Genomic DNA, 24,975 nt, shown 5'->3' with positions numbered 1-24,975 from the left:
GTAAGAATTCATTGGTGGACACTAATGCTTTTTCATCTTTGAAGCATGTGGAAGTTGAAAAAGGATAGTGATAATTCCCTGATTTATATTCAATGGTTGTAATATATCCTGACGGAGATTATGGTGAAAATATTTTGCTGGGTCATACCAAAAGGCCTGGTTGGATATAATGATTAGTGCTAAAGTGCAATTATTAAGCCTGCTTTAAATTTCACTTTTAGCCATTAGCTTGTTACAACAGATATGTAATAAGATGTAAAGTGAAACTTAAAGTAGGGCTCATTGATTATTCTACATGTTGCTTTGAAGTACTTATGCAGAAAACAACTTCTATTATATTCATTCTTCTATGCTTCTTGTCAAGTTGTAGCTTCGAATCTAAAACAGAATTTCCAGCCTTTGATAAGGAGATTAGAGTAGATGGTGAGCAATCTGATACAGAATTGCTGATTAATATGGGATGGATTGACTGTGTTGATACATTCTTGGTAATGACGCATGTCGCCCAAAATGATTTTTGCCATGTATATTCCATTCCTTCGGGTATGAAAAAAATCCATACTTGGGGTTCATTGGGAAATGGTCCTGGCGAGTTCCTACAGCCAATAATTACATACGCTCACGAAAACACCTTCGGTTTGAATGATGTCAATATACAAATGTTGGCAGTGATGTCTCTAAAAGGCAACGGAAATGCTATTGAAATTGAAGAGCTGTCCAGAAAAAAAACTCCTTATAAGCGTGTGCAAGGTGAGCTCAATCCTGCAGATTATAATTTCGTACGACTGGATGAACAGCATTTTGTCTCCCTATTGTGCGGAAAGGACGGTAGTTTCTTTTCCTTACTGGATGCCAATCTGCAGCCTTTACAGAGGTTCGGCGAATCTCCGGTGGGGAACAAAATTTCTGTCTAGTCTTCACGGATGAATTTGAAAGGTTATCTGTCGGCGCATGACGGGCATATGGTGTTTGCGCCTAGCAAACTGCCGTATCTTGCTAAATACCACCTGGAAAATGGAACCATGGTAAAAGACTGGAACTTTTATTTTGATCGGTCTTTTTATGAATGTAAAGACTATAACCTCTTGTTTAGTAAGGCAAGAAGCTTTGGGCAGGTGTTGGATTTGGCAATGGATGACCAATATATCTATATTTTGTACTTAGATCAACTTTTAAGCGAGTATGACTATAATGACCCGCAAAAATCCATGGCGAACAAGGTGCTGGTTTTCAATTACTCGGGAGTACCCATAGCCAAGTTGATATTGGATAAACGAATCTATCAGATGGCTTTGTGTACAAAATTGCATAAGATTATCGGGCTGGGGAATCTGCCAGAACCTGCATTTGTTTCGTTTGATGTCGTTTTTTAGATATATAGTCTAGTATTTCCCTTATACACTAGAAATAGGATAGCGTATAATTATATGTTTTAATTTGTATATAACTGATATCCATTAAATTACTGAAGTGTTGATTTGATATCCTTTTTAGGCATTCTACCTTTGAAGCATGTGGAAGCCGAAAAAGGATAGCGACTAATTATAGCTCAGTAGATTTTTAGTGGGGAATTATTAGCTTACTTGCCAAACACGTACTTCGCAACCTTAGTATTAGCCTTGTTCTCATTTACGAAATCACGTTCAATATAGATGTCCGTTACTTTCATTGCATCGTCAATATGGTTAAGTGCTGCATGGACTATATATTTATCAATGCCAGCTTTATTAAGTGCAATGGTAGCCCAACTATGCCTTGCTGCGTAGTATTCCAAATCGTCAATTTCTAATATTGTACAAATTTCTTTTAAGCCGTAGTTGATAGCCTTATTGAAATCCTTCTCGTCAGCATAGTATTGATAGAAATTGAAGAGACGTTTACCAGTCTTATCCTTGTACTTCTCAACAAGAGGCAGGATTAATCTGGGTATGTCAACCTTCATTTGAGCCTTATCCAATCTACGGTCTTTCGTCTTGGTACGATTATAGACGATTGTATAACCTTCCATTTCAGTGGCATTGTAAAGGTCTGCTGAATTGATTCCCATAAGACAGAATGATAGAATGAAACAATTCTTTGCCAAATTATAATGGCAGGTAGATTTGTAGCCTTTCTTCATATCTTTATAGGGTAGCTTCCATAGCTTCTTTATAATATCTGCGGATATGGCTCTCTTTCTTGTTGCTTCCTGCTTGGGTATTTCAAGTTCCATGAAGGGTGAGTTGGGGATTAGGATTAAATTCTTCTCCTTCTTATTGTATTTCTTCTTGGCTTCATTGAATAACTTCTTAATGCTTATCAAATATAGAGAGAGTGAACGATTGGAAGGTACCCGTTTACCCTGCTGCATTAATCTTTTAGTCCGTATCTCACGTTCTTTATTCAAGAATGCTTTAAAGCTTTCTAAGAAGTCAAGGGTAATCAAATTAATATCCAATTCCTCTTTACCTATGAAACGGACTAAGGCATTAATGGCAGTGGTGTAGTTAGGTGCACCTTTGATAGTGGTTGAGGCTATCCACTCACGACTGAACTTTATAAAGTCAATGGTTTGTTGCTTCTCTTGTTCTCCGTTTAAGAACTCAATTATCTCATCTAACGAATAATGATTTTGGTCTAATTGCAGTTTGAAACACTGTTCTCTGTAATAAAGTACCAGTCTATCTATCGCTCTCTTAATGGAAGTGTCCTCTTTAAATTTGAGGGATTTAGTTAGGTCTTTTGAAGTTATAAATAGATTAGTTGATAGTCTTTTAACCTTACGGTCTAAAGTAAATCTAATCTTAACATTGTACGTTCCGTCAACTTTTAGTTCACTCTTCTTGATTTCAGCTTTGATAGTCAGCATGTTAGTAATGTTTAAATCAGTCAACAATTAGTCAACAAATACCTAATACAATACTAAATATAACCAAGCAACAGACCCTTAATCGGAGGTCTCCATGAACTAAAAAAGGCTCTATCTCGTTAGAGATGAGCCTTTTAGTTTGTGGACCAGCCTGGGCTTGAACCAGGGACCTCCAGATTATGAGTCTGTTGCTCTAACCAACTGAGCTACAAGTCCGATGCATCCTTGCTTGGATAGCGGGGACAAAAGTAGCATTTTCTATTGAAATATGCAAGACTTTTGGATAAAATTCCTTATAACCTTTGTCCTTAGAACTTATAAATTCGTTTTGGATTCTTGGGAAACCAGCCTTTTTTCACTCGTTCTTCCTGCTCGAATATCTCCTTGATGGTCCAGAACGAGGAAAATGCAAAGACGCCCAAAAGGGAGGCTATCATGATGTTCTCCGTATAAAGGGAGGCAATGATGCCGCCGATGCCGAGTAAAAGGAAAATCCACCAGCACTTGGTGCCCCAATAATATTCGGCTTTCACAACTATGGGGTGAAACAAGCCGATGATGAGGAATGTGCAGATACCTATGACAAGGCCCGACAGATGATATTCGTTCAAGAAATCCATTGTTGTTCGTTATTTCTCGGGGCAAATAGGAATCTCCTTCTTGATGCTCTGTTCCAGGGAAATCAAGGTCTCGGTAGCGGTTACGCCAGGAATCTCCTGCATCTTGTTGTTCAGCAAATCCATCAGATGCTCGTTGTCGCGGGCATATACCTTGGTCAGCATGGTGTACGGACCAGTGGTGAAGTGGCATTCTACGATTTCGGGAATCTTGCCCAGCTCAGCAACTACCGTCTTATACATGGAGCCCTTTTCCAGCTTGATTCCTACGTAAGTGCAGGTTCTGTATCCAAGGGACTTGGGATTTACATGATAGCCTGAGCCAACAATAACGCCAAGGTCAATCAGGCGCTGTACACGTTGATGGATGGCAGCACGTGACACGCCACATTCAGCAGCTACGTCCTTGAAAGGGATACGGGCATTTTGGGAAATGATTTCCAGAATCTGCCGGTCAAGATTGTCTATTTTTTCCATAATAGTAAATAAGTAAAGTTCTTGTTGTTATCAAATAGTAAGCAAATATAGGACTTTATTTTAATTTATCTATAAAAAGGGACGGAAAAATGAATAAAAGTGAGGGGTAACGATAAGGCGCGGATTACGCGGATTTCACGGATTTAGTTTACCAAATCCGCGTTATTCCTCGTAATCCGCGCCTAAAAGAAGTATCAAGAGGGTTTTGCCCCTCCTTTCGGATTGTTACATTACTTCTCGATACCCAGCAGTTCCACTTCGAATATCAAAGTAGAGAACGGCTTGATTTGGCTACCGGTTTCTCTTGAACCGTATGCCAGGTCGTAGGGGATATAGAGTTCCCACTTAGAGCCGACGGGCATCATGGTGAGGGCCTCTGTCCAGCCTTTGATTACCTGGTTGGCACGGAAAGTAGCAGGTTCGTTGCGCTTGTAAGAGCTATCGAATTCTGTTCCGTCAATCAGCGTACCTTTGTAGTTTACTTTCACCTTGCTGCTGTCAGCGGGAACGGCACCGTTACCCTTGGTGATGATTTTGTATTGTAGACCGCTCGGAGTAGTTACTACACCTTCTTTAGTCTTGTTCTCAGCCAGGAACTTTTCACCGGCAGCTTTGTTGTCAGCATACTTCTCTGCAGTCGCTTTTTCTTTGATGGCATCCATCTGAGTGCGCATGTACTCTTGAGCTTTCATCATATCCATGGCACCACCCTTGCCAATGACACCTGCGACGAAACCTGCCAGCATATTTTCGCGGCTGATGCTTTGTGTAGAGTCATTACCGAAGATTTGCTGGTTGAAACCTTCTACCCATTGCTTGCTGACCATCTGGCCTACTTGCAGGCCGGTCATGTAGGCCACGTCTTTCTTATCGATTTTGGCTGCACCCTCGTTGAAACCTTTTAGGAATTCTGACATCTGGGTTGAGTCAATGCCTTGTTGTGCAAGATACTGGTCCAAACCTTCTGTACGTGCCATACCGATGGCGTAAGACAATGAATCGATGTCCGTCTTTAAATCAGCTTTCGGACTTTGAGCAGTACAAGATGCCATGCCGGCAGCTACTGCAAGAGCCATGAGAAATGTTACTTTTTTCATTTTGCTTTTACTTGTTGTTTATTTAGATAAAATTTTCTGTAATTCAACTTCGAATATGAGCGTGCTGTGGGGGGGAATCATCTCGCCGGCACCCTGCGCTCCGTATGCCAGATCACTGGGGATGTAGAGTTTCCACTTGGCACCTTCGGGCATAAGCTGAAGGGCTTCCACCCAACCGGGTATCACTTGGTTTACACCGAACGTGGCAGGCTGGCCGCGCTTGATGGAGCTGTCGAACAGCGTTCCGTCAATCAGTGTGCCTTCGTAGTGGCATTGTACCTGGTCGGTTGCTTTGGCATAGTGACCGACGTTTCCTTCTGTGATAACTTCGTATTGAAGTCCGCTGGGAAGCGTAACAACTCCCTCGCGTTTTTTGTTCTCTTCCAGGAACTTTTTGCCGGCTTCTATGTTTGCTGCGTTCATCTTCTCCTCCAGTTCGGCGAAGTACTTGTTGACGATGTCACGGGCTTCTGTGTGGCTGATTGCCGTCTGGTTGCCCTCCAAAACGTCTTTGATTGCTTGTGCAAAGTCATCTACTGCAATGCCTTTGGCACCCATGCTTAAAAGATTCTGACCTATTCCAAGGCCGATAGCATAACTGAATTTATCCATAAGATTCTTTTGTTGACGACCGGATTGGTTTCTTTTCCAGTCTATTGCAAATTTACGAATGGCAAAAGTACGTCTTTTATTTGAATGATAAGACTTTTAAGTATTTAATTTTTCTTATTTATATCACAACTTGAACATTCTTCTTATATTTGTCTTACTTTAATAAAGGAAAGGAGCAGAAAATGAAGAACTTGGTCATATTGTCGGGTGCCGGTATGAGCGCCGAGAGCGGCATCAGCACATTCCGTGATGCGGGCGGACTGTGGGACAAATATCCGGTGGAGCAGGTGGCGACTCCCGAGGGGTATGCACGTAATCCGGAACTGGTCATTAATTTCTATAACGAACGTCGCAAGCAGTTGCTCGATGTGGTGCCGAATGCCGGGCATCTGGGCGTTGCCGACCTGGAGAGGGATTTCAATGTAACGGTCGTCACCCAGAACGTAGATAATCTGCACGAGCGTGCCGGCAGTACGCACGTGATACACTTGCATGGGGAACTGACGAAGGTTTGTTCCAGCCGCGACCCTTATAATCCGCATTTCGTCAAGGAACTGGCGCCGGAGGAATATGAAGTAAAGTTGGGCGACAAGGCGGGCGACGGTACGCAGCTCCGCCCGTTCATCGTGTGGTTTGGCGAGTCGGTGCCGGAGATTGAAACTGCCATCCGGTATGTGGAGCAGGCGGACATCTTCGTCATCATCGGCACCAGCCTGAACGTTTATCCCGCTGCGGGACTGCTGAACTACGTGCCCCGTGCCGCCGAAGTGTATCTGATAGACCCCAAGCCGGTGGACACGCACGTCATGCGTCCGATACATGTCATTCAAAAGGGAGCTTCGGAAGGGGTAAAAGAGTTGAAGGCGCTGCTTGCAGCTACCCAGCCTCCTTTGCCTTAGGACTTAATCTCCTACGTCTTAGGACTTAACCCCTCACGGTATAGGACTTAATATGCAGAACATCCGGATGTCTTTCTCCAAAACACCCGGATGTTTTACCCAAAAACATGGGGATGTTTTGCCCCATTACATCCGGATGTTTTAGGTGAAAACATGGGGATGTTTTGGGTACTCACTCCTATACTGTAGGGAGCTGGGTATAGGGGGGGATTCCCACAAGGTATAGGTCTTGCGGGAACAAAGTATATTTGCCCTCGAAACTTGTGCTATTTCTTTATCACGGCCCGTAATACGAACCAGGCATGATGGGCTATGGTACTCGCCAGTCCGTAATGCCGCGCCATGATGCGGAAGCGTTCGCGCAGGGATGCTTGCCGGTTCTGGGTGGTCATTCCCTCTTCCAGATAGTCGATGAGGGTGAGATGGGTATTGTGCAAGGTCCGTGCCTTCTTCATCACCTGGATGCACCAGTCGAAGTCGGCGGAGAAGCGGTATTGCAGGTCGTAGGGTTCTACAAGGGAAGCTTTGGCAAAGAAGGCCTGATGGCAGACCAGCATGCCCTGCTTGAAGCTTCGCCAGGTAAGCACTTCCGGGGCGGCGAGGCGGCGCATGCGGATGAAGTGGCCTTCCTTGTCCACCAGCTCCGTTTCGCCGTACAGCACGTCGGGTAGTTCGTTGCCGGAGATGGAACGCACCATCTGCTGCAAGGTGTCGTCCTCGTGGAAGCTGTCGCCGGCATTGAGGAAGCAGAGGTAATCGCCGGTGGCAAGGCGGATGCCTTTGTTCATGGCGTCGTACAGTCCCTTGTCCGGTTCGCTCACGATGCGGGTGATGCGGTCGCGGTAACGGTCGATGATGGAGAGCGTGCCGTCTTTGGACGCACCGTCCACAATGATGTATTCCACGTGGTGGTAGGTTTGCGAGATAACGCTTTGAATCGTGTCCTCCAGTACCGCTTCGGCGTTGTAGGTCACGGTGATGATGCTGAATTTCGGGGTGGGGTGGTTATGCATTTCTTCCGGTCACTTTGTTGTAAAGGTCAATGTATTTCTTGGCGACGACGTTCTCCGAATAGTGGGAGATGGCTTTCCGGCAGGCTTGTTCCGAGAGGCTGGGGTAGTCGGGTTCGGTCAGCGTCCAGTAGATGCCGTTGGCAAAGTCTTCCGAGGATTTGTATTGTGCCACGTAGCCGTTGTGCAGATGGTCTATCATCTCAGGGATGCCGCCCACGTTGAATCCGACGCAGGGAATGCCGCATGCCATGGCTTCCATGATGGTGTTCGGCAGGTTCTCTTCCAGCGAGGGGGTCACGAAGATGTCCACGGCATTGTAGATGTTCACCAGTTGGTGTTCGTTGCTGACGAAGTTCAGCGGGTAGACTTTGAATGGAAGCAGGTTTTCCAGTTGTTGCGATTGGTTGCCGAAGACGACGACACCCAACTGTTCCCGGAGTTCGGGATGCTTGTCAGCCAGCAGTCGGCACGATTCTATCAGGTAGTCGATGCCTTTCCGTTTGTCCGTAATCTTCACCGAGCCGAACAGCATGAGTTTCTTGTCTTGCGGCAGTAGGCAACGGCTGCGGGCTTCCTGCCGGTTTCGGGGCTTGAAGAGATTGGTGTTGATGGGGTTGGGGATGCATGTCACGGCATGCCCGCAGAAGAGGGCGCTTGTCCGGGCACGTTCTTCCAGCCAGCGGCTGCAGGTGACGAAGTTGATGTGACGGTTGCGATACAATGCCTGCTTTTTGTGGAAGATGCGGTAGGAAAGGTCACGTTTGCCTCCACCTCCGTGGATGAAGGGGCAGTTGTGGCATTCCTGCTGGTAGTGGGTGCACTCGCGGGCATGGTGACAGATGCCAGTGCAGGGCCACATGTCGTGCATGGTCCAGACGACGGGCTTGCCCGAGGCGAGAATCTTCTCGATGTTCTTCAGCGAGAGCATCCCTTGGTTTATCCAGTGCAGATGGATGACGTCTGCTTGCTGGAATTCGGGCAGTGAGGTGATGTCTGTCCCCGTGTTGGCAATGTCTACGGCAAAGATGTTCTTCTTGTTGAAGCGGTTGGCGCTCCAGATGACGATGCGCTCCCAGACGAACTTCCACACCATGCGCCAGTTATGGTCCAGTGACACAACGGAGATTTGGTCGGTCTGCTTGTCGCGTACCAGCAGCTTGGCTTTGATGCCGTGGTTCTTGAGTGATTCCATCAGACGGCTGGCGGCGATGGCTGCGCCGCCGATGCGTTCGGATGTATTGATAAGTAGTACTCTCATGACTGTTGTTCGTTTCTTCTTTTTTGAATGTTTTTTCTTGTTACAGATGCCGGTCTTGTTTCATCCATTTCCGGATACGCTTTTGCAGCGTTTGCCATATGATGGTGAAGTTGCCGTACCGTAGGTTCAACGCCAGTTCCTCGAACGACCGTGCAATCTTTATCCAGGGATGCCGCCATGCCATGATGCGGTAAACGCTATCCTTGTAGGCTGTGTTCTCGATGACGTGACGAGGGTGCTTCAGTGGAAACTCCACTTCGTGGCGTTTCATGGTGAAGATGCGGCGGTAACCGCGCGGCATGGTGTGCACGGAGCCGGCAAAGTGGGTGGAGTCGGCAGTGGCTCCCAGATTGTTTATCATGTTGCGGGTGGGCACGATGCTCAGACCCGAATTGAACAACATGGAAGCGTGGAAGATGGTTTCGTAATAGGCTTTCCCGTGTTCGCGGTGGCGTTGGCACATGTAGATGAAGTCTTTGCGGTAGCGCCGTGTGTGGATGAGGTTCTTCAGTTGCCGCATGTTCTCCTTGTCGTCCAGGAAGGTGTAGAATTCATCCCATTGGTCCGTCACCCGCCGCCAGCTCGCCCATCCCCAGATGGAGAAGGTGGTGGCGAAGAAGTAGTCGGAAGTGATGTCGGGTGTAATCTCCTCGTTGTTGAATCCGGCAATCATGCTGATGCGTGTGTCGTGCTCATACTTGTCGAGCAGTTCCTTGCAGAAGCCGAAGAAAGAGACGGCGGGCACGTCGTCATCCTCAAGCACGATACATTTGTCCGACAAGGAGAATGCCCACTTCTGTGCCATGTATTCCGATGGGTCGCAGCCGTAGTTCTTCTCTTGGTAGTTGTGGTGTACTTCGCATTCCCAGTCGATGTCTGCCACTACTTTGCGACAAGCTTCTATGCCCGGCATGTCACGCTCGCCGCGCGGGCCGTCCTGATAGAGAAACAGTCGTGCGGGGCGTGCTTTCTTCACTTGTTCGAATACTTGCGCCAGCAGTTTGGGGCGGTTGAAGAAAAGAATCAGTACAGATACATCTACAAGGGCTGGTTTCATGGCAATTTTGTTGGATTAGGAGGTGGCTATATGGTCATTTGGTATGTTGAAAGAAAGAACTGCCGGATAATGATTGTTTATCTTGTCCTGCTCTTCTTCTGTATACCGGTGTAAAGTGGGATAGTTGTACCGTAGAAAGTTTTCCAATCCATCAGGTGCTTTCAGATAAAGTGGACCGAATTTGATTGGTTGTAAATGGTTGAGACTCGTCTCCAAAACATGGTCGGTAGTGGTAATCACATTGTTGTAATACAAAGTTTTCCATGAGTTGAAACAACTTTGCATTATCACCATCAAACGGTAGATTGTCTTTTTAGAGAGTGTCATATCAACTATCCGGTTCAGAAGGCAGGCAACAGCTCCACGATTGGTAGGGTTGGATATTTGACATTTTCCGAAGTGTTTCCATAGCCATACCTCTTTTCCCATCAGGCAGCATTTCAGAAAGTTGACGGCTTCATATTGTATCTTCCTTAATAGCTTATTGTTTGGAATACGGTCAAAAGGGAATATATCGACAAAGATTCCCTGATGCATAGGTACATCTTTAAACATCTCTTCGACAAACAAGGTGTTGTTTTTCTTGACTTTGGCAAAGTAATAAGGACTATGAGGGTCGGTATGTATCCATGAAAGAAAGTATGGTTCTCTCAGTTCTTGGGAGGCTATCTGGAGAAACTTATTGTAGTCTTCCCGTTTCATACCTATATCTATGTCGTCATCCCAAGGAAGAATCGCTTTGTCATAGAGTGCCCCTATTGCTGTTCCGCCGATTACAAAATAGGGAATATTGTGTTTGTCGCAGATGCGCACAATCTCTTCCAGTATTTCGTATAGCACCTGATGTAGTTGGGTCAGTTCTTCTGGGGTATATTGCTTCACCATGGATACCATTTTTGATTGATGTCTGCAAAAATAATGATAATAGTTGAAAGGAGCACTTTCCATTTCAATCTTCTTTTGCGAAATCGGACTTGAGTTTTTCTATCAGTGTGTCGGACTCCCCGCTTACCACTTTCCGGCAGAACATCTTTCCAGACTGCTGCAATACCGGCAGGTCCTCGAGTGTCATCACGCGGATGGATGCGCCGTAGTCTATGTAGTGCAAGGGGGTGAGACGGGTAAGTCCGGGGTATTCTCCCTCTAAAAGAAGCCCTTTTGAGGCAAAAGGGGAGTTGAATACGATGGTCTGTATGCACAGTTCGCTGGGTACAAAGCTGGTTCTGAAATACTTCACCAGCTTCTCCTCCGTGCACAACTTTTCATATACATATCGTGCGCAGGGCAACGTGATGGCCCAATAGTCGGAACCGAAATAGACATCTGCCTGCTTGCCTTCCAAGGGTGCAAAAGGGGCTTTCCGGATGGGGAGTATCTGTACCAGCTTGCGCGATGCTACGATGAGTTTGTTCTTCCACCATATACTCTTCCAAGGCAGGTCACGGAAAGGGTGGTAATGGGTTATCTTGTGCAACTGCTGTTTCACGGTGCAGTGTGTCAGGTTGAAACCGCCGATGAATTCAGTGTCTTGATGCTCCTCAAAATAGCGGTGGATGGCGTTGTTGCTCCATAATGGGTAGTCCTGCCCGCTCAGGCATACTACGCGGGTATAGGGGATACCGCTGTGCAATACGGCAGCAAGCAATTCTTTCTGGTATTCCACTTGTTCCCATCCTCCCCAGCTTATCCGGTGGCGGGGCACGAAAGTGACCTTGTCTCCCAAGGCTTCTTCAAAAGGGTGTATATCGGCATTGAGGTCGATGTGCACGTAGAAGTCTGCCCGGTCATCCAGTGCGGCAACCAGGCGTGCCAAGTGTGGGGCATCCTTGTAGGCGGATATGATGTAGGCTATGCGGCTCATGCTCTTTTTTTCTTTAAGAGGAATTCAATGCTTTCCCGGAAGATGGTAGATTGTAGTTTCCACAAAACCAGTGCATAAAGCCCAGCTACCATAATGATTTTGGCTGCCATATTTAAGTATAGGTTTTCTATGGGCTGAGTGGCATAGTGAGTTGATACTACGAGTACAATGGATAGGGAGAGATAAGGAGAGATGTCTTTCAGCATATCGCGCAGTCTTAATCCTATCTCCCTCTTGACAAAACGGAACCATACAAATAGCCAGCCGATATTGATAATGACGAAAATACGCAGCATCCACTCCAATCCGTATGGGTATATGGCACATACAGCTACTATTTGCAGCAGGCTCAAGCTGATGGTGCTCCACATATAGATAGAAGAATGCCCCCGGCTGATGAGCAGGTTGGAGAACAGATTGATGACGGGAATAAATGCTCCCCAAATACATAACAGTTGCAAGATATCGGCACTGGGCAGCCACTTCTCCGTGATAGTGATAACAATCAGTTCCTTCGAAACCAAACTCAATCCCAGCATGGCGGGGAAAGAGATAAAGGCGGTGAAGCGCAACAGCTTTCTGAATACGGCAAGTTGCCGTGCCTTGTCATCGGCAACACGGGTAAAGACGGGTTGTGCAATGCCGTTTATCATGCCCGTAATCGTGGTATGTCCCATGCCGTTCCACTTGTTTGCCTGCGTAAAGTTACCCACTTCCCGTTCCGAGTAGAACTTACCCAACAAGACGGAAAACAAATTGTTATTGATTATGGTGAAGATATTCGTAATGATTATCTTACTGCTGAACCCTATCATCTCCTTAATGGGTGTGAAGTCGAACCGGAAGTGGGGTCTCCAACGCGAGAAGTAGAAGTTAAGAATCGTCATTACGGTGATGAAAGAGATGCTTTGCAATGCAATCCCCCAATAGGCGAATCCGTTGGCAGCCAGTGTGATGCCCACAATGCCGGAGACTATCAGACTCGAAATGGAGATGATGGTAGTGTCCTTGATTCTGAGATTCTTGAACAGATACGCTCTCGGTGCGATGCTCATGCTTGAGATGACGAATCCGAGGAAAGAGAGACGGGACAGCGGTATCAGCTCGGGCGTATCGTAGAAGTCGGCAATCAGCGGTGCGGCAAAGAAGAGTAATATATATATAGTAGTGCTGCACATCAGGCTGAACCAGAACACGGCGTTGTAATCCTTGTGCAAAGTCTCCTTCCGGTTGGTCAGTGCCGAAATGAACCCACCCTCCTGCAAGGCGGCGGCAATGGCGGAGAAAATGGTAAGCATCCCTACCATACCATAATCCGAAGCATCCAGCAGACGGGCAAGGACTATTCCGAATCCCAGATTTAACAACTGCTGTATGCCGTTGCTGAATCCTCCCCAGAAGAGGCCTTTGGCTGTTTTTTCTTTGAGTGATGTATCGGACATAGTTTATTGGTTGATAAGCCAACGAGTTAACAAGGCCACGAGGCTTTTCCTTCCTCCCTGTAGCCTTGTTAACTCGTTACCTTGTTACTGCTTTATTTCACCTCGCTGCCCGGTTTCACCTCTTTCAGCAGTGAAGTCACCGCCAGCGAGCCGTCATAATTCTCGGCAGAGAGAATCATTCCTTCACTTACCAGCCCGTTCTTGAATTGGCGTGGAGCGAGGTTGGCGATGAACAGCACTTGCTTGCCTACCAGTTCTTCCGGTTTGTAGTGCTGGGCAATGCCGCTGACGATGGTGCGGTTTTCCAGCCCGTCGGCAATCTTGAACTTCAGCAGCTTCTTCATCTTGGGCACTGCCTCGCATTCAAGCACTGTACCTACGCGGATATCCAGCTTTTCAAAGTCTTCGAAGGCGATGGTCGGCTTGATGGGGTTTGCCTTGTAGGTGGCGGCTTCGTTTGCCTTCTTGGTGGCAAGCAGCTTGTCCACTTGTGCCTGGATGACGTCGTCCTCTATCTTTTCGAACAGCAGTTCGGGGGTGCCCAGCTGGTGTCCGGCAGGCAACAGGTCGGTGTGTCCCAGCTCTGCCCAGTCAAAGCTGTCCATGTTCAGCATCTTGCGAAGCTTCTCGCTGCTGAAGGGCAGGAACGGTTCGAAAGCAATGGCAAGGTTGGCGACCAACTGCAACGAGATGTGGAGAATGGTGGCTACGCGCTCCATGTCTGTCTTGGCAAGTTTCCACGGTTCGGTGTCGGCAAGGTATTTGTTTCCGATGCGGGCAAGGTTCATCGCTTCCTTTTGTGCGTCGCGGAACTTGAATACGTCCAGTAACTTCTCCACTTCTGCCTTGACGTCGGCAAATTCTTTCAGCGTCTCGCGGTCGTAGTCGTTCAGTTCGCCTGCGGCGGGTACTACGCTGTCGAAGTACTTCTTGGTGAGTTGCAGGGCGCGGTTCACGAAGTTGCCATAAACGGCAACCAGTTCGTTGTTATTGCGTGCCTGAAAGTCCTTCCAGGTGAAGTCGTTGTCTTTTGTCTCCGGTGCGTTGGCTGTCAGCACGTAGCGCAGCACATCCTGCTTACCGGGGAAGTCAACGAGATACTCGTGCAGCCATACTGCCCAGTTGCGTGAAGTGGAAATCTTGTCGCCCTCCAGGTTCAGGAACTCGTTGCTCGGCACGTTGTCCGGCAGGATGTAGCTACCCTCTGCCTTCAGCATGGCGGGGAACACGATGCAGTGGAACACGATATTGTCTTTTCCGATGAAGTGTACCAGACGCGTTTCGGGGTCTTTCCACCATTTCTCCCATGTGTCGGGCAGCAATTCTTTGGTGTTGCTGATGTAGCCGATAGGGGCGTCGAACCATACATAGAGCACTTTGCCCTCGGCACCCTCTACGGGAACGGGAATACCCCAATCCAGGTCGCGGCTCACGGCACGCGGCTGCAAGCCCATGTCGAGCCAGCTCTTGCATTGGCCATAAACATTGGGACGCCACTCCTTATGGTCTTCCAGAATCCATTGGCGAAGCCATTCCTCGTGCTTGTCCAGCGGCAGATACCAGTGCTTTGTCTCGCGCATTACGGGCTGGCTGCCACTGATGGCACTCTTCGGATTAATCAGGTCCATGGGGCTGAGGCTGGTGCCGCACTTCTCGCATTGGTCACCGTAAGCGCCTTCGGCATGGCAGTGGGGGCACTCGCCGGTGATGTAGCGGTCGGCAAGGAAGGTCTTGGCTTCTTCGTCGTAATACTGCATGCTGGTCTTTTCGATGAATTCTCCCTTATCGTACAGCTTGCGGAAGAAGTCGGAAGCCGTGTCGTGATGCGTCTTTGAAGTAGTACGGCTGTACACGTCGAAGGAGACGCCGAACTCTTCGAAAGACTTCTTTATAAGTGTATGATAGCGGTCCACCACGTCTTGCGGGGTGATGCCTTCCTTCTTGGCGCGGATGGTGATGGGCACTCCGTGTTCGTCGGAGCCGCCGATGAAGATTACATCTTCCTTTTTCAGTCTCAGGTAGCGGACGTAGATGTCGGCAGGAACATAAACGCCTGCCAGGTGTCCGATATGAACCGGGCCGTTGGCATACGGCAATGCCGAGGTCACGGTGGTACGTTTGAATTTCTTTTCCATTGTGTTATTATGTATCTCTTTTGTTATGAACGCTTTTAGTGGCACAAAGATAGCTGTTTTCTGCAAAATATGAGTATTCTTCCAGATTCTTTCCAGATTTAGGCCTCATCTTTGTCCTACGAAACGAACAAATTTGATATTGATAATGTAAAAAATGAAATGACTATGAAACTGGAAAAGTACTTCTTATTATTGGCGTTAGGCGTGTTTGCCTTTGCCTTGCAAAGCTGTGATGATGACGACAACGACGGAATCTCCGTGCCCGCGGAACTGAGTAATGCGTTGGCCAAGGAGCATCCCAATGCTCAGCGTATAGAATGGGAAACAAAAGGTGCATATTATGTGGCCGATTTCCATGAGGACAATTTCGAGAAGGAGGCTTGGTTCACCAAAGACGGTGTATGGCAGATGACCGAAACCGACCTCCGTTATGCGGACCTTCCCGCTCCGGTGAGAAGCTCTTACGAGAGTAGTACCTATTATAATGTATGGAAGGTGGAAGATGTAGACAAGCTGGAACGTAAGGAAATGGCTGTTGTCTACATCATCGAAGTGGAGAAAGGTAATCAGGAAATGGACCTCTATTATTCGGAAGACGGCATTCTGGTGAAAGAAGTGGCCGATGCGCACAACGGCGGTTCTCCCGAAGATTATCTCCCTTCTGATATTTCCACCGCCATCAAGGATTTTATAGCAGAGAAATATCCTAATGCCCGCATTGTGGATATTGAAAAAGAAAAGAGCGGTATGACAGAAGTCGAAATCGTGCATGGAAATATCAGCAAGGATGTGATGTTCACCGCTGAGGGTGCATGGGCCTATACTACCTGGGACATCAGCAAGAGGCATCTGGAGGATGTAGTGAAGAACGCTGTTATGGCTGCCCATCCTGGTTATGTCATTGATGATGCCGACTTTATTGAGACTCCCGATGGCAGTTACTTTTTGGTAGAGATGGAGCAAGGGGAAAGGGAAATCTACGTAAAGGTGACAGCGGAAGGTGAAATACTGCCATAGTCTTATACAGTGTATTTATCGATTGCTTACCTTCTAATGTAAGAAGGTGTGTCAAAATGCACACCTTCATTATTTTACGTACAAAGCCCCGACTTTCACAAGCTGGGGCTTTGTTATTACCTAAAGATTCTGTATCTTTAGGCATAAGAATTTCACTATGACAAAGATACATTTTCGTCCTTACATTCCCAACCAAACCGTTCTTTTTCCTCAAAGAATTGATGAGGATATTGCAGAAAACGATCCGGTGCGCATGGTTGACGCCCTGGTTGAGGGCTTGAATCTTGAAAGTTTCAGAAAGCTGTATAAGGAATGCGGCCGCAGCCCTTACCACCCCAAGATGATGCTCAAGGTCATTCTGTATGCCTATATGAACAACATCTACTCCTGCCGGAAAATTGAAAAGCTTCTTCACCGTGACATCCATTATATCTGGCTGGCCGGATATGAGAAACCGGATTTCATTACCATCAACCGTTTCCGCAACCGGGTGAAGAAGGAAATCAACGAGGTGTTTACGCAAACCGTACTTCTTCTCTCTTCCAAAGGCTTCATCAGCCTGAATGTGGAATACATTGACGGGACAAAGATCGAATCCAAAGCCAACAAGTACACTTTCGTCTGGCGAAAAACGGTTGAGCGGAACCGTGAACGCCTGATGAAGAAGATACATGTCCTGTTAGGGCAGATAGACGATGTCATTGCCCGGGAGAAGTCATCAGAGAACAATGAGGAGGTTGAGTTCACTCCGGCCATGCTGACTGAAATGGCAGGAGAATTGCGTCATGCATTGGAACAGGTTTCCGAGCCATCCGCGAAAGAGGAAAAGACTGAACTGAAAAAGAAACGCAAACAGCTGAAGGAACTGGAAGAACACAGGGACAAACTGCAGGAATACGACTGCCATCTGGAAACACTGCAAGAGAGGAATTCCTATTCCAAGACGGACAAGGACGCTACTTTTATGAGAATGAAGGAGGATGCCATGCGCAACGGACAGACGAAGCCCGGTTACAACCTTCAAATCGGCACCGAAAATCAGTTCATCACCGATTTTGCACTCTTCCCGAACCCTACGGATACACTGACCCTGATTCCTTTCCTGCAATCTTTTTCAAACAGGTATGACCGGATGGCCCATACGGTGGTTGCTGATTCCGGCTATGGCTCCGAAGAGAATTACCGCTTCATGTCCGAAAACGGCATGGAAGCCTACGTAAAGTACAACTATTTCCACATGGAGCAGCGGCCGAGATTCAAACCGGACCCGTTCAAGGCCGAAAACTTCTACTACAATGAAGAACATGACTTCTGCATCTGTCCTATGGGGCAAAGGATGCGGAGGATAGGCACCAGGAATGTGAAAACCGCATCCGGATATGTCAGCGAAAATGCACGGTACAGAGCTGTCAGGTGTGAAGGCTGTCCCCTGCGATGCCGCTGTTTTAAAGCAAAAGGAAACAGGACGATAGAACTGAATCATAGGCTTAGACAATACAAGCGGAGAGCCAAAGAACTGCTCTGCTCAGAGAAAGGACTGAAACACAGAGGGCAGAGATGCATAGAACCGGAAGCCGTGTTCGGACAAATTAAAAACAATATGAACTACAAACGTTTCCGACATTTTGGAAAGGACAAGGTCTTCATGGACTTTGCCTTCCTAGCCATTGCCTTCAATATAAAAAAGATGTGTGCAAAACTGACAAAAGAAGGTATGAACTGGCTGATAGGATGGTTTTATGAGCTTACTGTCGCTTTATTTAGATGCTGGAGACACATAAATCAAAGAAATCTTCGAATTATCGCAGCTTGAAGAAAATAAACCGATTTATATCGGTGATAAACAAGAAAGAAGGTGCATCGTGCATTACGACACACCTTCTTTATTCCATGAACGGTCGTTACCTTATAGTGTAAATGGAGTTACTGTTGGGGTAACTGGAGTTATCATATAAACATATTTTGCATTATGTAAAGTGTGTAACGCAAAACGTGGAATCATTAGGTGTGAAACAAGTCGGCTTAGAACTGAGAAATCCTTTTCTGATTTATGGCTATGCCTCTCTCCGATACTTTTGCGACCAAACGGAGGAAACGGAAAAGATGCTTTCTGCATTGGAGAATGGTAGAAACATTGCCTTGATTACTTTCCAGCGTATTGGAAAAACGGGGTTCATAAAGACGTGTTCTATAATATGCAGCAGCGTCAGGCGAAAGATGATGTTGCTTGTTTTTTATATGGACATATTTGCCACGCGGAATTTGCCTGCTTCTGTTTGCTTGCTGGCAAAAACAGTACTTGGACAGTTGGATACGCTTAGTGAAATGGTGTTGCACAAACTGTTTTTTTCCGTTCTTGCCATCCGATGGTTAGTACTGATGAGCTATACCTACCGTATCTTTGAATTTTGTACTGGATAAGTCCGAGCAGACTTTGAAGGAGAATTTCGATTATATGGCTGTATCGGCGTTTCGAAGGCTATGTCTGGTATATGCAGACATTGCTGAACTGGCTAGCAATATGAAACGGTGATCGAGGTAGGGCAGGCGGAGCGGGTATTGGCTGGGGTGCTGGAAGAGAATGCTCCAGTCTATCTATGGGGATTTGGCTGAAAAGTTTGCCTTGAATTACTGTTTATCATCTGATGATTTCGTCTCAGCACAATATACTCCTTTTCCCGAAGAAGAATTTGGAAACGTGCATCTTGTCCATAGCCCATGCCATACTCATGCAGCCGCTAAGAGTGAAGACGGTAGCAGTGACAAGGAACAGTATCCCCGTAGGGTCGAAGGCAAATACGGGTAGAAACGCTTTGGACAGAATGGTGAAAATGGGCGAGAAAAGGAGTATGACCAACGTATTGCGTCCTATAAAGAAGGAAAGCCGCTTGGCTTGTGCCGGCAGATAATTGTAGACTGCCAACAACAGGCTGATGGAAAGCCAGGTGATGGCGACTCCTGCCAGAGTACCCCTATCCAGATTGGCGGGAAAGCAGCATAGTATTACGAATGGAACAATGGCGAAGGTTGTGGCGCGAAAGACTTGTGTAAAACGAAGCCCGCTTTGGCTCACTGTCATGCCGATAAGGAAATAGAGGGCATTGGAGAAGTTCATCAATCCTCCCCAATGGGAAAGGGCAAACAGGCAGACACCGGCCACAACCAGCCGGGAGACAACCGACAGCCGTACATAGCGGAATGTGATATAATAGATGAGGCTGCACAGAATCAGTGTATGCAGATACCAGTAAGGCCCCATCGGATGGAGGAATATCTTGTCGAGTAATATAGCAGGAGTAATGGCATCTACACTTTCGCGTACGGGCAGGAAATGCGACATCACCGTATAGGCCGCCTCCATGCAGGCATACGGAATGAAAATCCATAGAAACTTGCGGAGAAAGCTTCGGGCATCCTTCCGGTTATTGGCCAGATAGCCCGAAATAATCAGGAAAGCGGACATGTGGAACGTATAGACGATTTGTTTCGCATACGGATACTTGTCACCTATATATACAAGGTGGAAGATAATCATCAGGGTGATGAAGATGCATTTCAGATAATCTATCTCTTTGACACGGCTTTCCATATGGGGTAGTTTTCTGCGTATTGTTATTGATGGCACAAATATATATACTTCCGTAAACTTATTTATATTTTGCAAAGGGATTAAGCTTATTTTCTCTTTTACCGATTGCTTTTATGTATGGAAAATGTATATTTGTGCATGAATCACTAACTTAATGTAAAAACAACTATGATAACAAGCCAATTGCTTCACCCGGCCAGTATTGTGGTAGTGGGAGCATCTAACAATGTACACAAACCCGGAGGAGCTATCCTGAAAAATCTGCTTAGCGGCGGATATACCGGTGAGCTTCGTGCCGTGAATCCGAAAGAGACTGAAGTGCAGGGTGTTGCTGCCTTTGCGGATGTGAAGGACATTCCCGATACGGACCTTGCCATCCTTGCCATACCTGCCGCGCTTTGTCCCGATGCGGTGGAGGTGCTTGCCGCGGAGAAGCAGGTGAAGGCGTTCATTATCCTTTCTGCCGGTTTTGGTGAGGAGACCCATGAGGGTGCTGTGCTGGAAGATCGCATACTGGAAACGGTGAACCGGTATGGAGCCTCTCTGATAGGCCCCAACTGTATCGGTTTTATGAACTCGTGGCATCACAGTGTATTCAGCCAGCCCATCCCGCAACTGCATCCGCAAGGGGTAGACTTGATTTCCAGCTCCGGTGCCACAGCGGTGTTCATATTGGAGAGCGCTGTGACCAAGGGCTTGCAGTTCAACTCTGTATGGTCTGTGGGCAATGCCAAGCAAATCGGTGTGGAGGATGTATTGCAATACATGGACGAACACTTCAATCCGGAAGCGGATTCCAGAATAAAACTTCTTTATATTGAGAGTATCGGTGATCCCGACCGTCTGCTGTTTCATGCATCCTCGCTCATCAAGAAGGGCTGCAAGATTGCGGCCATCAAGGCGGGCAGTAGCGAAAGCGGCAGCCGGGCGGCGAGTTCGCATACGGGGGCCATTGCCAGTAGCGATTCGGCGGTAGAGGCCTTGTTCCGTAAGGCGGGTATTGTGCGTTGCTATTCGCGCGAGGAGCTGACAACCGTAGGTTGTATCTTTACACTGCCGGAACTGAAAGGGAAAAACTTCGCCATCATTACCCATGCCGGCGGTCCGGGAGTGATGTTGACCGATGCGTTGAGTAAGGGCGGACTGAATGTCCCGAAACTGGAAGGACCGGTGGCGGAGGAACTTAAGGGCAAGCTTTTCCCCGGTGCGGCTGTGGGGAATCCCATTGATATTCTGGCTACGGGTACGCCGGAACATCTGCGCCTCTGTCTGGAGTATTGTGAGGAGAAGTTGGACAATATTGATGCTGTAATGGCTATTTTCGGTACTCCGGGACTGGTGACCATGTTTGAAATGTATGACGTGCTGCATGAGAAGATGCAGCATTGCAAGAAGCCGATTTTTCCGATTCTTCCTTCCATCAATACGGCAGGAGCCGAGGTTGCTGCTTTTCTGGCAAAAGGCCATGTGAACTTTGCCGATGAAGTGACTTTGGGCACGGCACTTTCTCGGATAATGAATGCCCCGAGGCCTGCCAATAATGAAATCGAGCTCTTTGGAGTGGATGTTCCCCGTATCCGCCGGATTATAGATTCCATTCCTGCGGACGGTTATATCGCACCGCACTATGTGCAGGCATTGCTCAGCTCTGCAGGTATTCCTATTGTGGAGGAGTTTGTTTCGGACAACAAGGAAGAAGTGCTTGCCTTTGCACGCCGCACGGGATTCCCGGTGGTGGCAAAGGTGGTGGGGCCGGTGCATAAGTCGGATGTAGGCGGTGTTGTGCTCAATATCAAAAGTGAACAGCATTTGGCATTGGAATTCGACCGTATGATGCAGATTCCCGAAGCCAGTGCTATTATGGTGCAGCCGATGCTGAAAGGGACGGAATTGTTTATCGGTGCCAAATATGAAGAGAAGTTCGGACATGTGGTACTCTGCGGCCTGGGCGGTATTTTTGTGGAGGTGCTGAAGGATATATCTTCCGGTCTTGCACCGTTGTCCTATGAGGAGGCTTACTCCATGATTCACTCGTTGCGTGCCTATAAGATTATCAAAGGTACGCGCGGGCAGAAGGGTGTGAATGAAGATAAATTTGCCGAAATTATTGTACGGCTTTCCACCTTGCTGCGCTTTGCAACGGAAATCAAGGAGATGGATATCAATCCATTGTTGGCGACTGAAAAGCAGGTGATAGCGGTGGATGCGCGCATTTGGATAGAGAAATAAGGGTTAGAGATTAGGGATTAGAGATTAAAGGGGCTGACTGTTAATCGCTCACCGCTAATCCCTAATCCCTTTTTCATCCTGCCCAGTCCTCCCTATCCAGATTCCTATATCCGATAGCTTCCGCCAAGTGTGCCGGCTGTATTGATTCGCAGTCTTCCAGGTCGGCGATGGTGCGTGATACTTTCAATATGCGGTCGTAGGCGCGGGCCGAAAGGTTCAGCCGGTTCATGGCAGTTTTGAGCATGGCAAGTCCTTTGTCATCCGGACGGGCGTAGCAGGCAAGCAGTTTACTGTTCATCTGGGCATTGCAATATACACCGGGAATGTCTGCATACCTTGTTTCCTGAATTTGTCGGGCATGTATCACACGCTCTCGTATTGTTGCGCTCGACTCACCCGGGCGAGTGTCTGCCATCTTTTCAAAAGGAAGTGGGGTAACTTCGATTTGCAGGTCTATGCGGTCGAGTAAAGGTCCGGATATGCGATTTAGATACTTCTGTACTTGCCCGGGACTGCAAACGCAGCCTTTGGTCGGGTGGTTGTAGTATCCGCATGGGCATGGGTTCATGGAGGCTACCAGCATAAAACTGGCAGGATATTCCACATTGCATCGAATGCGTGATACAGTAATTTTTCTATCTTCCAGCGGTTGGCGGAGAACCTCCAAAACGCTGCGGTTATACTCAGGCAATTCGTCGAGGTATAGGATTCCATTATGAGCCAGACTGATTTCACCGGGTTGGGGGAAACTGCCTCCACCAGTCATGGCTACTGTGGAAATGGAATTGTGCGGATCACGGAATGGCCGTTTTGAGATAAGTCCGCCACCTTTACCGAGTTTTCCGGCAACAGAATGAATCTTGGTCGTTTCCAGGCTTTCTCCCAATGATAAAGGAGGAAGTATGGAGGGAAGACGTTTTGCCAGCATAGACTTTCCGCTACCCGGGGCCCCAATGAGAAGAATATTGTGGCTGCCTGCGGCGGCTACTTCCAGCGCTCGCTTTACATTTTCCTGCCCTTTCACTTCTGCAAAGTCCAGTTCAAAAGAGCTTTGTTGGGAGTAAAACTCTTCGCGGGTATTGACTTGTGTCGGGGATAATTTTTGTTTTCCGTTGAAGAACTCAATGACATCTTTGATATTCTCCACGCCGTAGACTTTTAGGTTGTTCACTACAGCGGCCTCATGTGCGTTCGAGCAAGGAACTATCATACCCTCAAACCCCAGCTCTCTGGCCTTAATGGCAATGGGGAGTGCTCCTTTGATAGGTTGCAGACTACCATCAAGGCTTAGTTCACCCATCAACAGATAGCGTTCCAGCTTATCGGACTGGATAACTTCGCTGGCGGCAAGTATGCCGATGGCTAAAGGTAAATCGTAAGCTGTACCTTCCTTGCGGATATCTGCCGGTGCCATGTTGATGACGATATTACTGGTAGGCATCCGGTAACCGTTGACTTGCAAAGCAGATATGATACGTTGATGGCTTTCTTTGACCGCAGAGTCCGGTAAACCGACTAAATAGAACATACAGCCTCTGGAACTGTTGACTTCAATGGTGATGAGGGTTGCGTCAATACCTTGAACAGCCGCTCCAAAAACTTTTATGAGCACGTTTTTAGTGATTAGGGGTTAGGATGGCAGGATAGGCTACCGTCGGTTTTGTTTTTTGAGTTTTTTTTCACTCTCTTTCTTCTCTTTTTCCTTTTGCTCTATCTCCTCCAGTTTCTTCTTGATGTCTTCCTCACTCATATTCTTCCCTTCAATTTTTCCGGAAGGGCTAAGGAACAGGTTGGCAGGCAATGCTTGTATGGCGAGCTGCTTGATGGGCGCTGTGTTCCATCCGGAGAAATCACAACTCTGTTCCCACCTCAGGGTATCTCTTTTGATTGCTTCTTCCCATTCCTTTCTGTCGATGTCCAAGGAAATACCCCAGAGGGCAAATAGTTTGTTCTTTTCTTCTTTCTTGTAAATCCGGCGCAGGGCAGCGTTGGCTTCCATGCTTTGCGGGTCCCAAGATGCCCAGAAATGTATCAACAGATATTTGTCTTTAAAGCTGGTGCGACTGATTTGTGTACCTTTGGCATTGGGCAGGTTGACGTAAGGGATAGTTTTCCCGATGGATATCTTCTCTTCTTCTTGGATCAGATCAAGCAGTTCGTCCACATACGGACGGTCTTTTAAGCCTCCGGTCATGTTTGCTGTCATTTCTTTGATTAAGGCGAAGTCCGGTTGCGGTTTTTGCACGAAATATTTCTCCAGCAGATAGATACTTACCAGTGAAGAAGGATGGTTGTTGATGAAGGCTTCTGCTTTTTCTTCCAATGCTTTCTCCGAGGGAGTACTCAAGCCTTTCAACTCTTTCTGAAAGGCGGTTAGTTCTTCATTGGGGACATTTCCCGTGATTTCCAGTGAAGTAAGCTCGGCGGCAGAACCTTTTATCTTTATGTTGTCTCCTTTGTCCAGGTAAAGCGGATATTCCGTACCGTCGCTGAATTGCAACCATGTAGAGGCAAGTGTGTCGGTGGTGAGGGTTGCAGAGAACTTGTCATCCTTGACAAGCAGTGTGTCCATACGGTTATAGAACTTGTCCGTACCATATATATAAAGGGTATCATTCCCCAGCCCTTTGATTTCACCGCTTAGGTGGACTGAATTCGTGTTTTTGCTGCCGCAGGCAGACAATATAATAAGCAGAAGGTATGCAAGATAGATTTTCTTCATTCCGGTTCTTTTTCTGATACTTCGTCGCGAAAATACTTCTTTTTGGTGTGAATAAAAAGAAATGCCCGACATATTTCTATGCCGGGCACGTTCTTTTCAGTC

At 47.3% G+C, this 24,975-nt stretch carries 22 protein-coding genes and 1 tRNA gene; 7 read left to right on the top strand and 16 right to left on the bottom strand.

Annotated elements, in window-relative coordinates; translation table 11 throughout:
* Positions 1-260 precede the first annotated feature (260 nt).
* Positions 261-914, top strand: coding sequence for a hypothetical protein (locus tag EYA81_RS19550; protein WP_227186981.1), 654 nt, complete (start codon positions 261-263; stop codon positions 912-914).
* A gap of 9 nt (positions 915-923) precedes the next feature.
* Positions 924-1,373, top strand: coding sequence for a hypothetical protein (locus EYA81_RS19545; protein ID WP_227186979.1), 450 nt, complete (start codon positions 924-926; stop codon positions 1,371-1,373).
* 206 nt (positions 1,374-1,579) lie between these two features.
* Here the strand turns inward: EYA81_RS19545 and EYA81_RS08080 are convergent, their stop codons facing one another.
* The 6 genes from EYA81_RS08080 to EYA81_RS08055 all read right to left on the bottom strand — a co-directional run bounded on the left by EYA81_RS08080 (position 1,580) and on the right by EYA81_RS08055 (position 5,651).
* Positions 1,580-2,848 (bottom strand): phage integrase SAM-like domain-containing protein, encoded by a 1,269-nt coding sequence (locus tag EYA81_RS08080; RefSeq protein ID WP_117713772.1) that lies wholly within the window; start codon positions 2,846-2,848, stop codon positions 1,580-1,582.
* A 142-nt stretch (positions 2,849-2,990) separates the two neighbouring features.
* Positions 2,991-3,064, bottom strand: a tRNA-Ile gene (locus tag EYA81_RS08075).
* A gap of 92 nt (positions 3,065-3,156) precedes the next feature.
* Positions 3,157-3,468: a DUF4491 family protein gene (locus tag EYA81_RS08070; protein WP_005834338.1), complete on the bottom strand. Its 312-nt coding sequence runs from the start codon at positions 3,466-3,468 to the stop codon at positions 3,157-3,159.
* 9 nt (positions 3,469-3,477) lie between these two features.
* Entirely contained in the window at positions 3,478-3,942 is a 465-nt protein-coding gene (locus EYA81_RS08065; protein WP_005830846.1) for an Lrp/AsnC family transcriptional regulator, read from the bottom strand.
* 230 nt (positions 3,943-4,172) lie between these two features.
* Positions 4,173-5,039, bottom strand: a complete 867-nt coding sequence (locus EYA81_RS08060) for an FKBP-type peptidyl-prolyl cis-trans isomerase (protein ID WP_119961463.1) — start codon at positions 5,037-5,039, stop codon at positions 4,173-4,175.
* An 18-nt stretch (positions 5,040-5,057) separates the two neighbouring features.
* A complete protein-coding gene (locus EYA81_RS08055) occupies positions 5,058-5,651 on the bottom strand; it encodes an FKBP-type peptidyl-prolyl cis-trans isomerase (protein WP_138346247.1) in 594 nt (197 codons plus the stop codon).
* A 182-nt stretch (positions 5,652-5,833) separates the two neighbouring features.
* Between EYA81_RS08055 and EYA81_RS08050 the strand changes: the two genes are divergently transcribed.
* Positions 5,834-6,550, top strand: coding sequence for an NAD-dependent deacylase (locus EYA81_RS08050; protein WP_117601410.1), 717 nt, complete (start codon positions 5,834-5,836; stop codon positions 6,548-6,550).
* A 266-nt stretch (positions 6,551-6,816) separates the two neighbouring features.
* Here the strand turns inward: EYA81_RS08050 and EYA81_RS08045 are convergent, their stop codons facing one another.
* The 7 genes from EYA81_RS08045 to metG form a co-directional block, all read right to left on the bottom strand.
* Positions 6,817-7,563 carry a glycosyltransferase family 2 protein gene (locus tag EYA81_RS08045; protein ID WP_117964630.1) on the bottom strand — a complete coding sequence of 249 codons (747 nt, stop codon included), beginning with the start codon at positions 7,561-7,563 and terminating at the stop codon, positions 6,817-6,819.
* The gene (locus EYA81_RS08040; RefSeq protein WP_008662500.1) at positions 7,556-8,821 is read right to left on the bottom strand and encodes a glycosyltransferase family 4 protein; all 1,266 of its coding nucleotides are present in this window, start codon (positions 8,819-8,821) and stop codon (positions 7,556-7,558) included. Before EYA81_RS08040 ends, EYA81_RS08045 begins: the two co-directional genes overlap by 8 nt.
* Positions 8,822-8,861: 40 nt before the next feature.
* Positions 8,862-9,878 (bottom strand): hypothetical protein, encoded by a 1,017-nt coding sequence (locus EYA81_RS08035; RefSeq protein ID WP_016272354.1) that lies wholly within the window; start codon positions 9,876-9,878, stop codon positions 8,862-8,864.
* Positions 9,879-9,893: 15 nt separating this feature from the next.
* Positions 9,894-10,763: a phosphorylcholine transferase LicD gene (locus EYA81_RS08030; protein WP_005834345.1), complete on the bottom strand. Its 870-nt coding sequence runs from the start codon at positions 10,761-10,763 to the stop codon at positions 9,894-9,896.
* Positions 10,764-10,827: 64 nt separating this feature from the next.
* Entirely contained in the window at positions 10,828-11,739 is a 912-nt protein-coding gene (locus EYA81_RS08025) for a beta-1,6-N-acetylglucosaminyltransferase (protein ID WP_087333210.1), read from the bottom strand.
* Entirely contained in the window at positions 11,736-13,181 is a 1,446-nt protein-coding gene (locus EYA81_RS08020) for a lipopolysaccharide biosynthesis protein (protein WP_117713744.1), read from the bottom strand. Before EYA81_RS08020 ends, EYA81_RS08025 begins: the two co-directional genes overlap by 4 nt.
* A 92-nt stretch (positions 13,182-13,273) precedes the next feature.
* The gene (metG, locus tag EYA81_RS08015; protein WP_131225603.1) at positions 13,274-15,316 is read right to left on the bottom strand and encodes a methionine--tRNA ligase; all 2,043 of its coding nucleotides are present in this window, start codon (positions 15,314-15,316) and stop codon (positions 13,274-13,276) included.
* A gap of 165 nt (positions 15,317-15,481) precedes the next feature.
* Between metG and EYA81_RS08010 the strand changes: the two genes are divergently transcribed.
* The 3 genes from EYA81_RS08010 to EYA81_RS08000 all read left to right on the top strand — a co-directional run bounded on the left by EYA81_RS08010 (position 15,482) and on the right by EYA81_RS08000 (position 18,754).
* Complete coding sequence (locus EYA81_RS08010; RefSeq protein ID WP_165491368.1) at positions 15,482-16,333, top strand: PepSY-like domain-containing protein; 852 nt, start codon at positions 15,482-15,484, stop codon at positions 16,331-16,333.
* Between the two features lie 157 nt (positions 16,334-16,490).
* Positions 16,491-18,146, top strand: a complete 1,656-nt coding sequence (locus EYA81_RS08005; RefSeq protein WP_118434923.1) for an IS1182 family transposase — start codon at positions 16,491-16,493, stop codon at positions 18,144-18,146.
* Between the two features lie 179 nt (positions 18,147-18,325).
* Complete coding sequence (locus EYA81_RS08000) at positions 18,326-18,754, top strand: hypothetical protein (RefSeq protein WP_117713745.1); 429 nt, start codon at positions 18,326-18,328, stop codon at positions 18,752-18,754.
* A gap of 235 nt (positions 18,755-18,989) precedes the next feature.
* Here EYA81_RS08000 and EYA81_RS07995 read toward each other — a convergent pair whose 3' ends face one another.
* A complete protein-coding gene (locus EYA81_RS07995; RefSeq protein WP_117601403.1) occupies positions 18,990-19,922 on the bottom strand; it encodes an acyltransferase in 933 nt (310 codons plus the stop codon).
* Positions 19,923-20,090: 168 nt separating this feature from the next.
* Here EYA81_RS07995 and EYA81_RS07990 point away from each other — a divergent pair, with 168 nt between their 5' ends.
* The gene (locus EYA81_RS07990) at positions 20,091-22,151 is read left to right on the top strand and encodes an acetate--CoA ligase family protein (RefSeq protein WP_131225602.1); all 2,061 of its coding nucleotides are present in this window, start codon (positions 20,091-20,093) and stop codon (positions 22,149-22,151) included.
* A gap of 73 nt (positions 22,152-22,224) precedes the next feature.
* On the opposite strand, the gene EYA81_RS07985 is transcribed toward EYA81_RS07990, so the two are convergent.
* Positions 22,225-23,763: a YifB family Mg chelatase-like AAA ATPase gene (locus EYA81_RS07985; RefSeq protein ID WP_117713747.1), complete on the bottom strand. Its 1,539-nt coding sequence runs from the start codon at positions 23,761-23,763 to the stop codon at positions 22,225-22,227.
* 36 nt (positions 23,764-23,799) lie between these two features.
* Positions 23,800-24,873, bottom strand: a complete 1,074-nt coding sequence (locus tag EYA81_RS07980) for a TlpA disulfide reductase family protein (protein WP_117713748.1) — start codon at positions 24,871-24,873, stop codon at positions 23,800-23,802.
* Positions 24,874-24,975: the final 102 nt, after the last annotated feature.

The organism is Bacteroides sp. A1C1, from assembly GCF_004328515.1.
Lineage (GTDB): Bacteria > Bacteroidota > Bacteroidia > Bacteroidales > Bacteroidaceae > Bacteroides > Bacteroides uniformis.
Note: the sequence above shows the minus strand (reverse complement) of the source record. Positions and strands in the feature narration are given on the sequence as shown.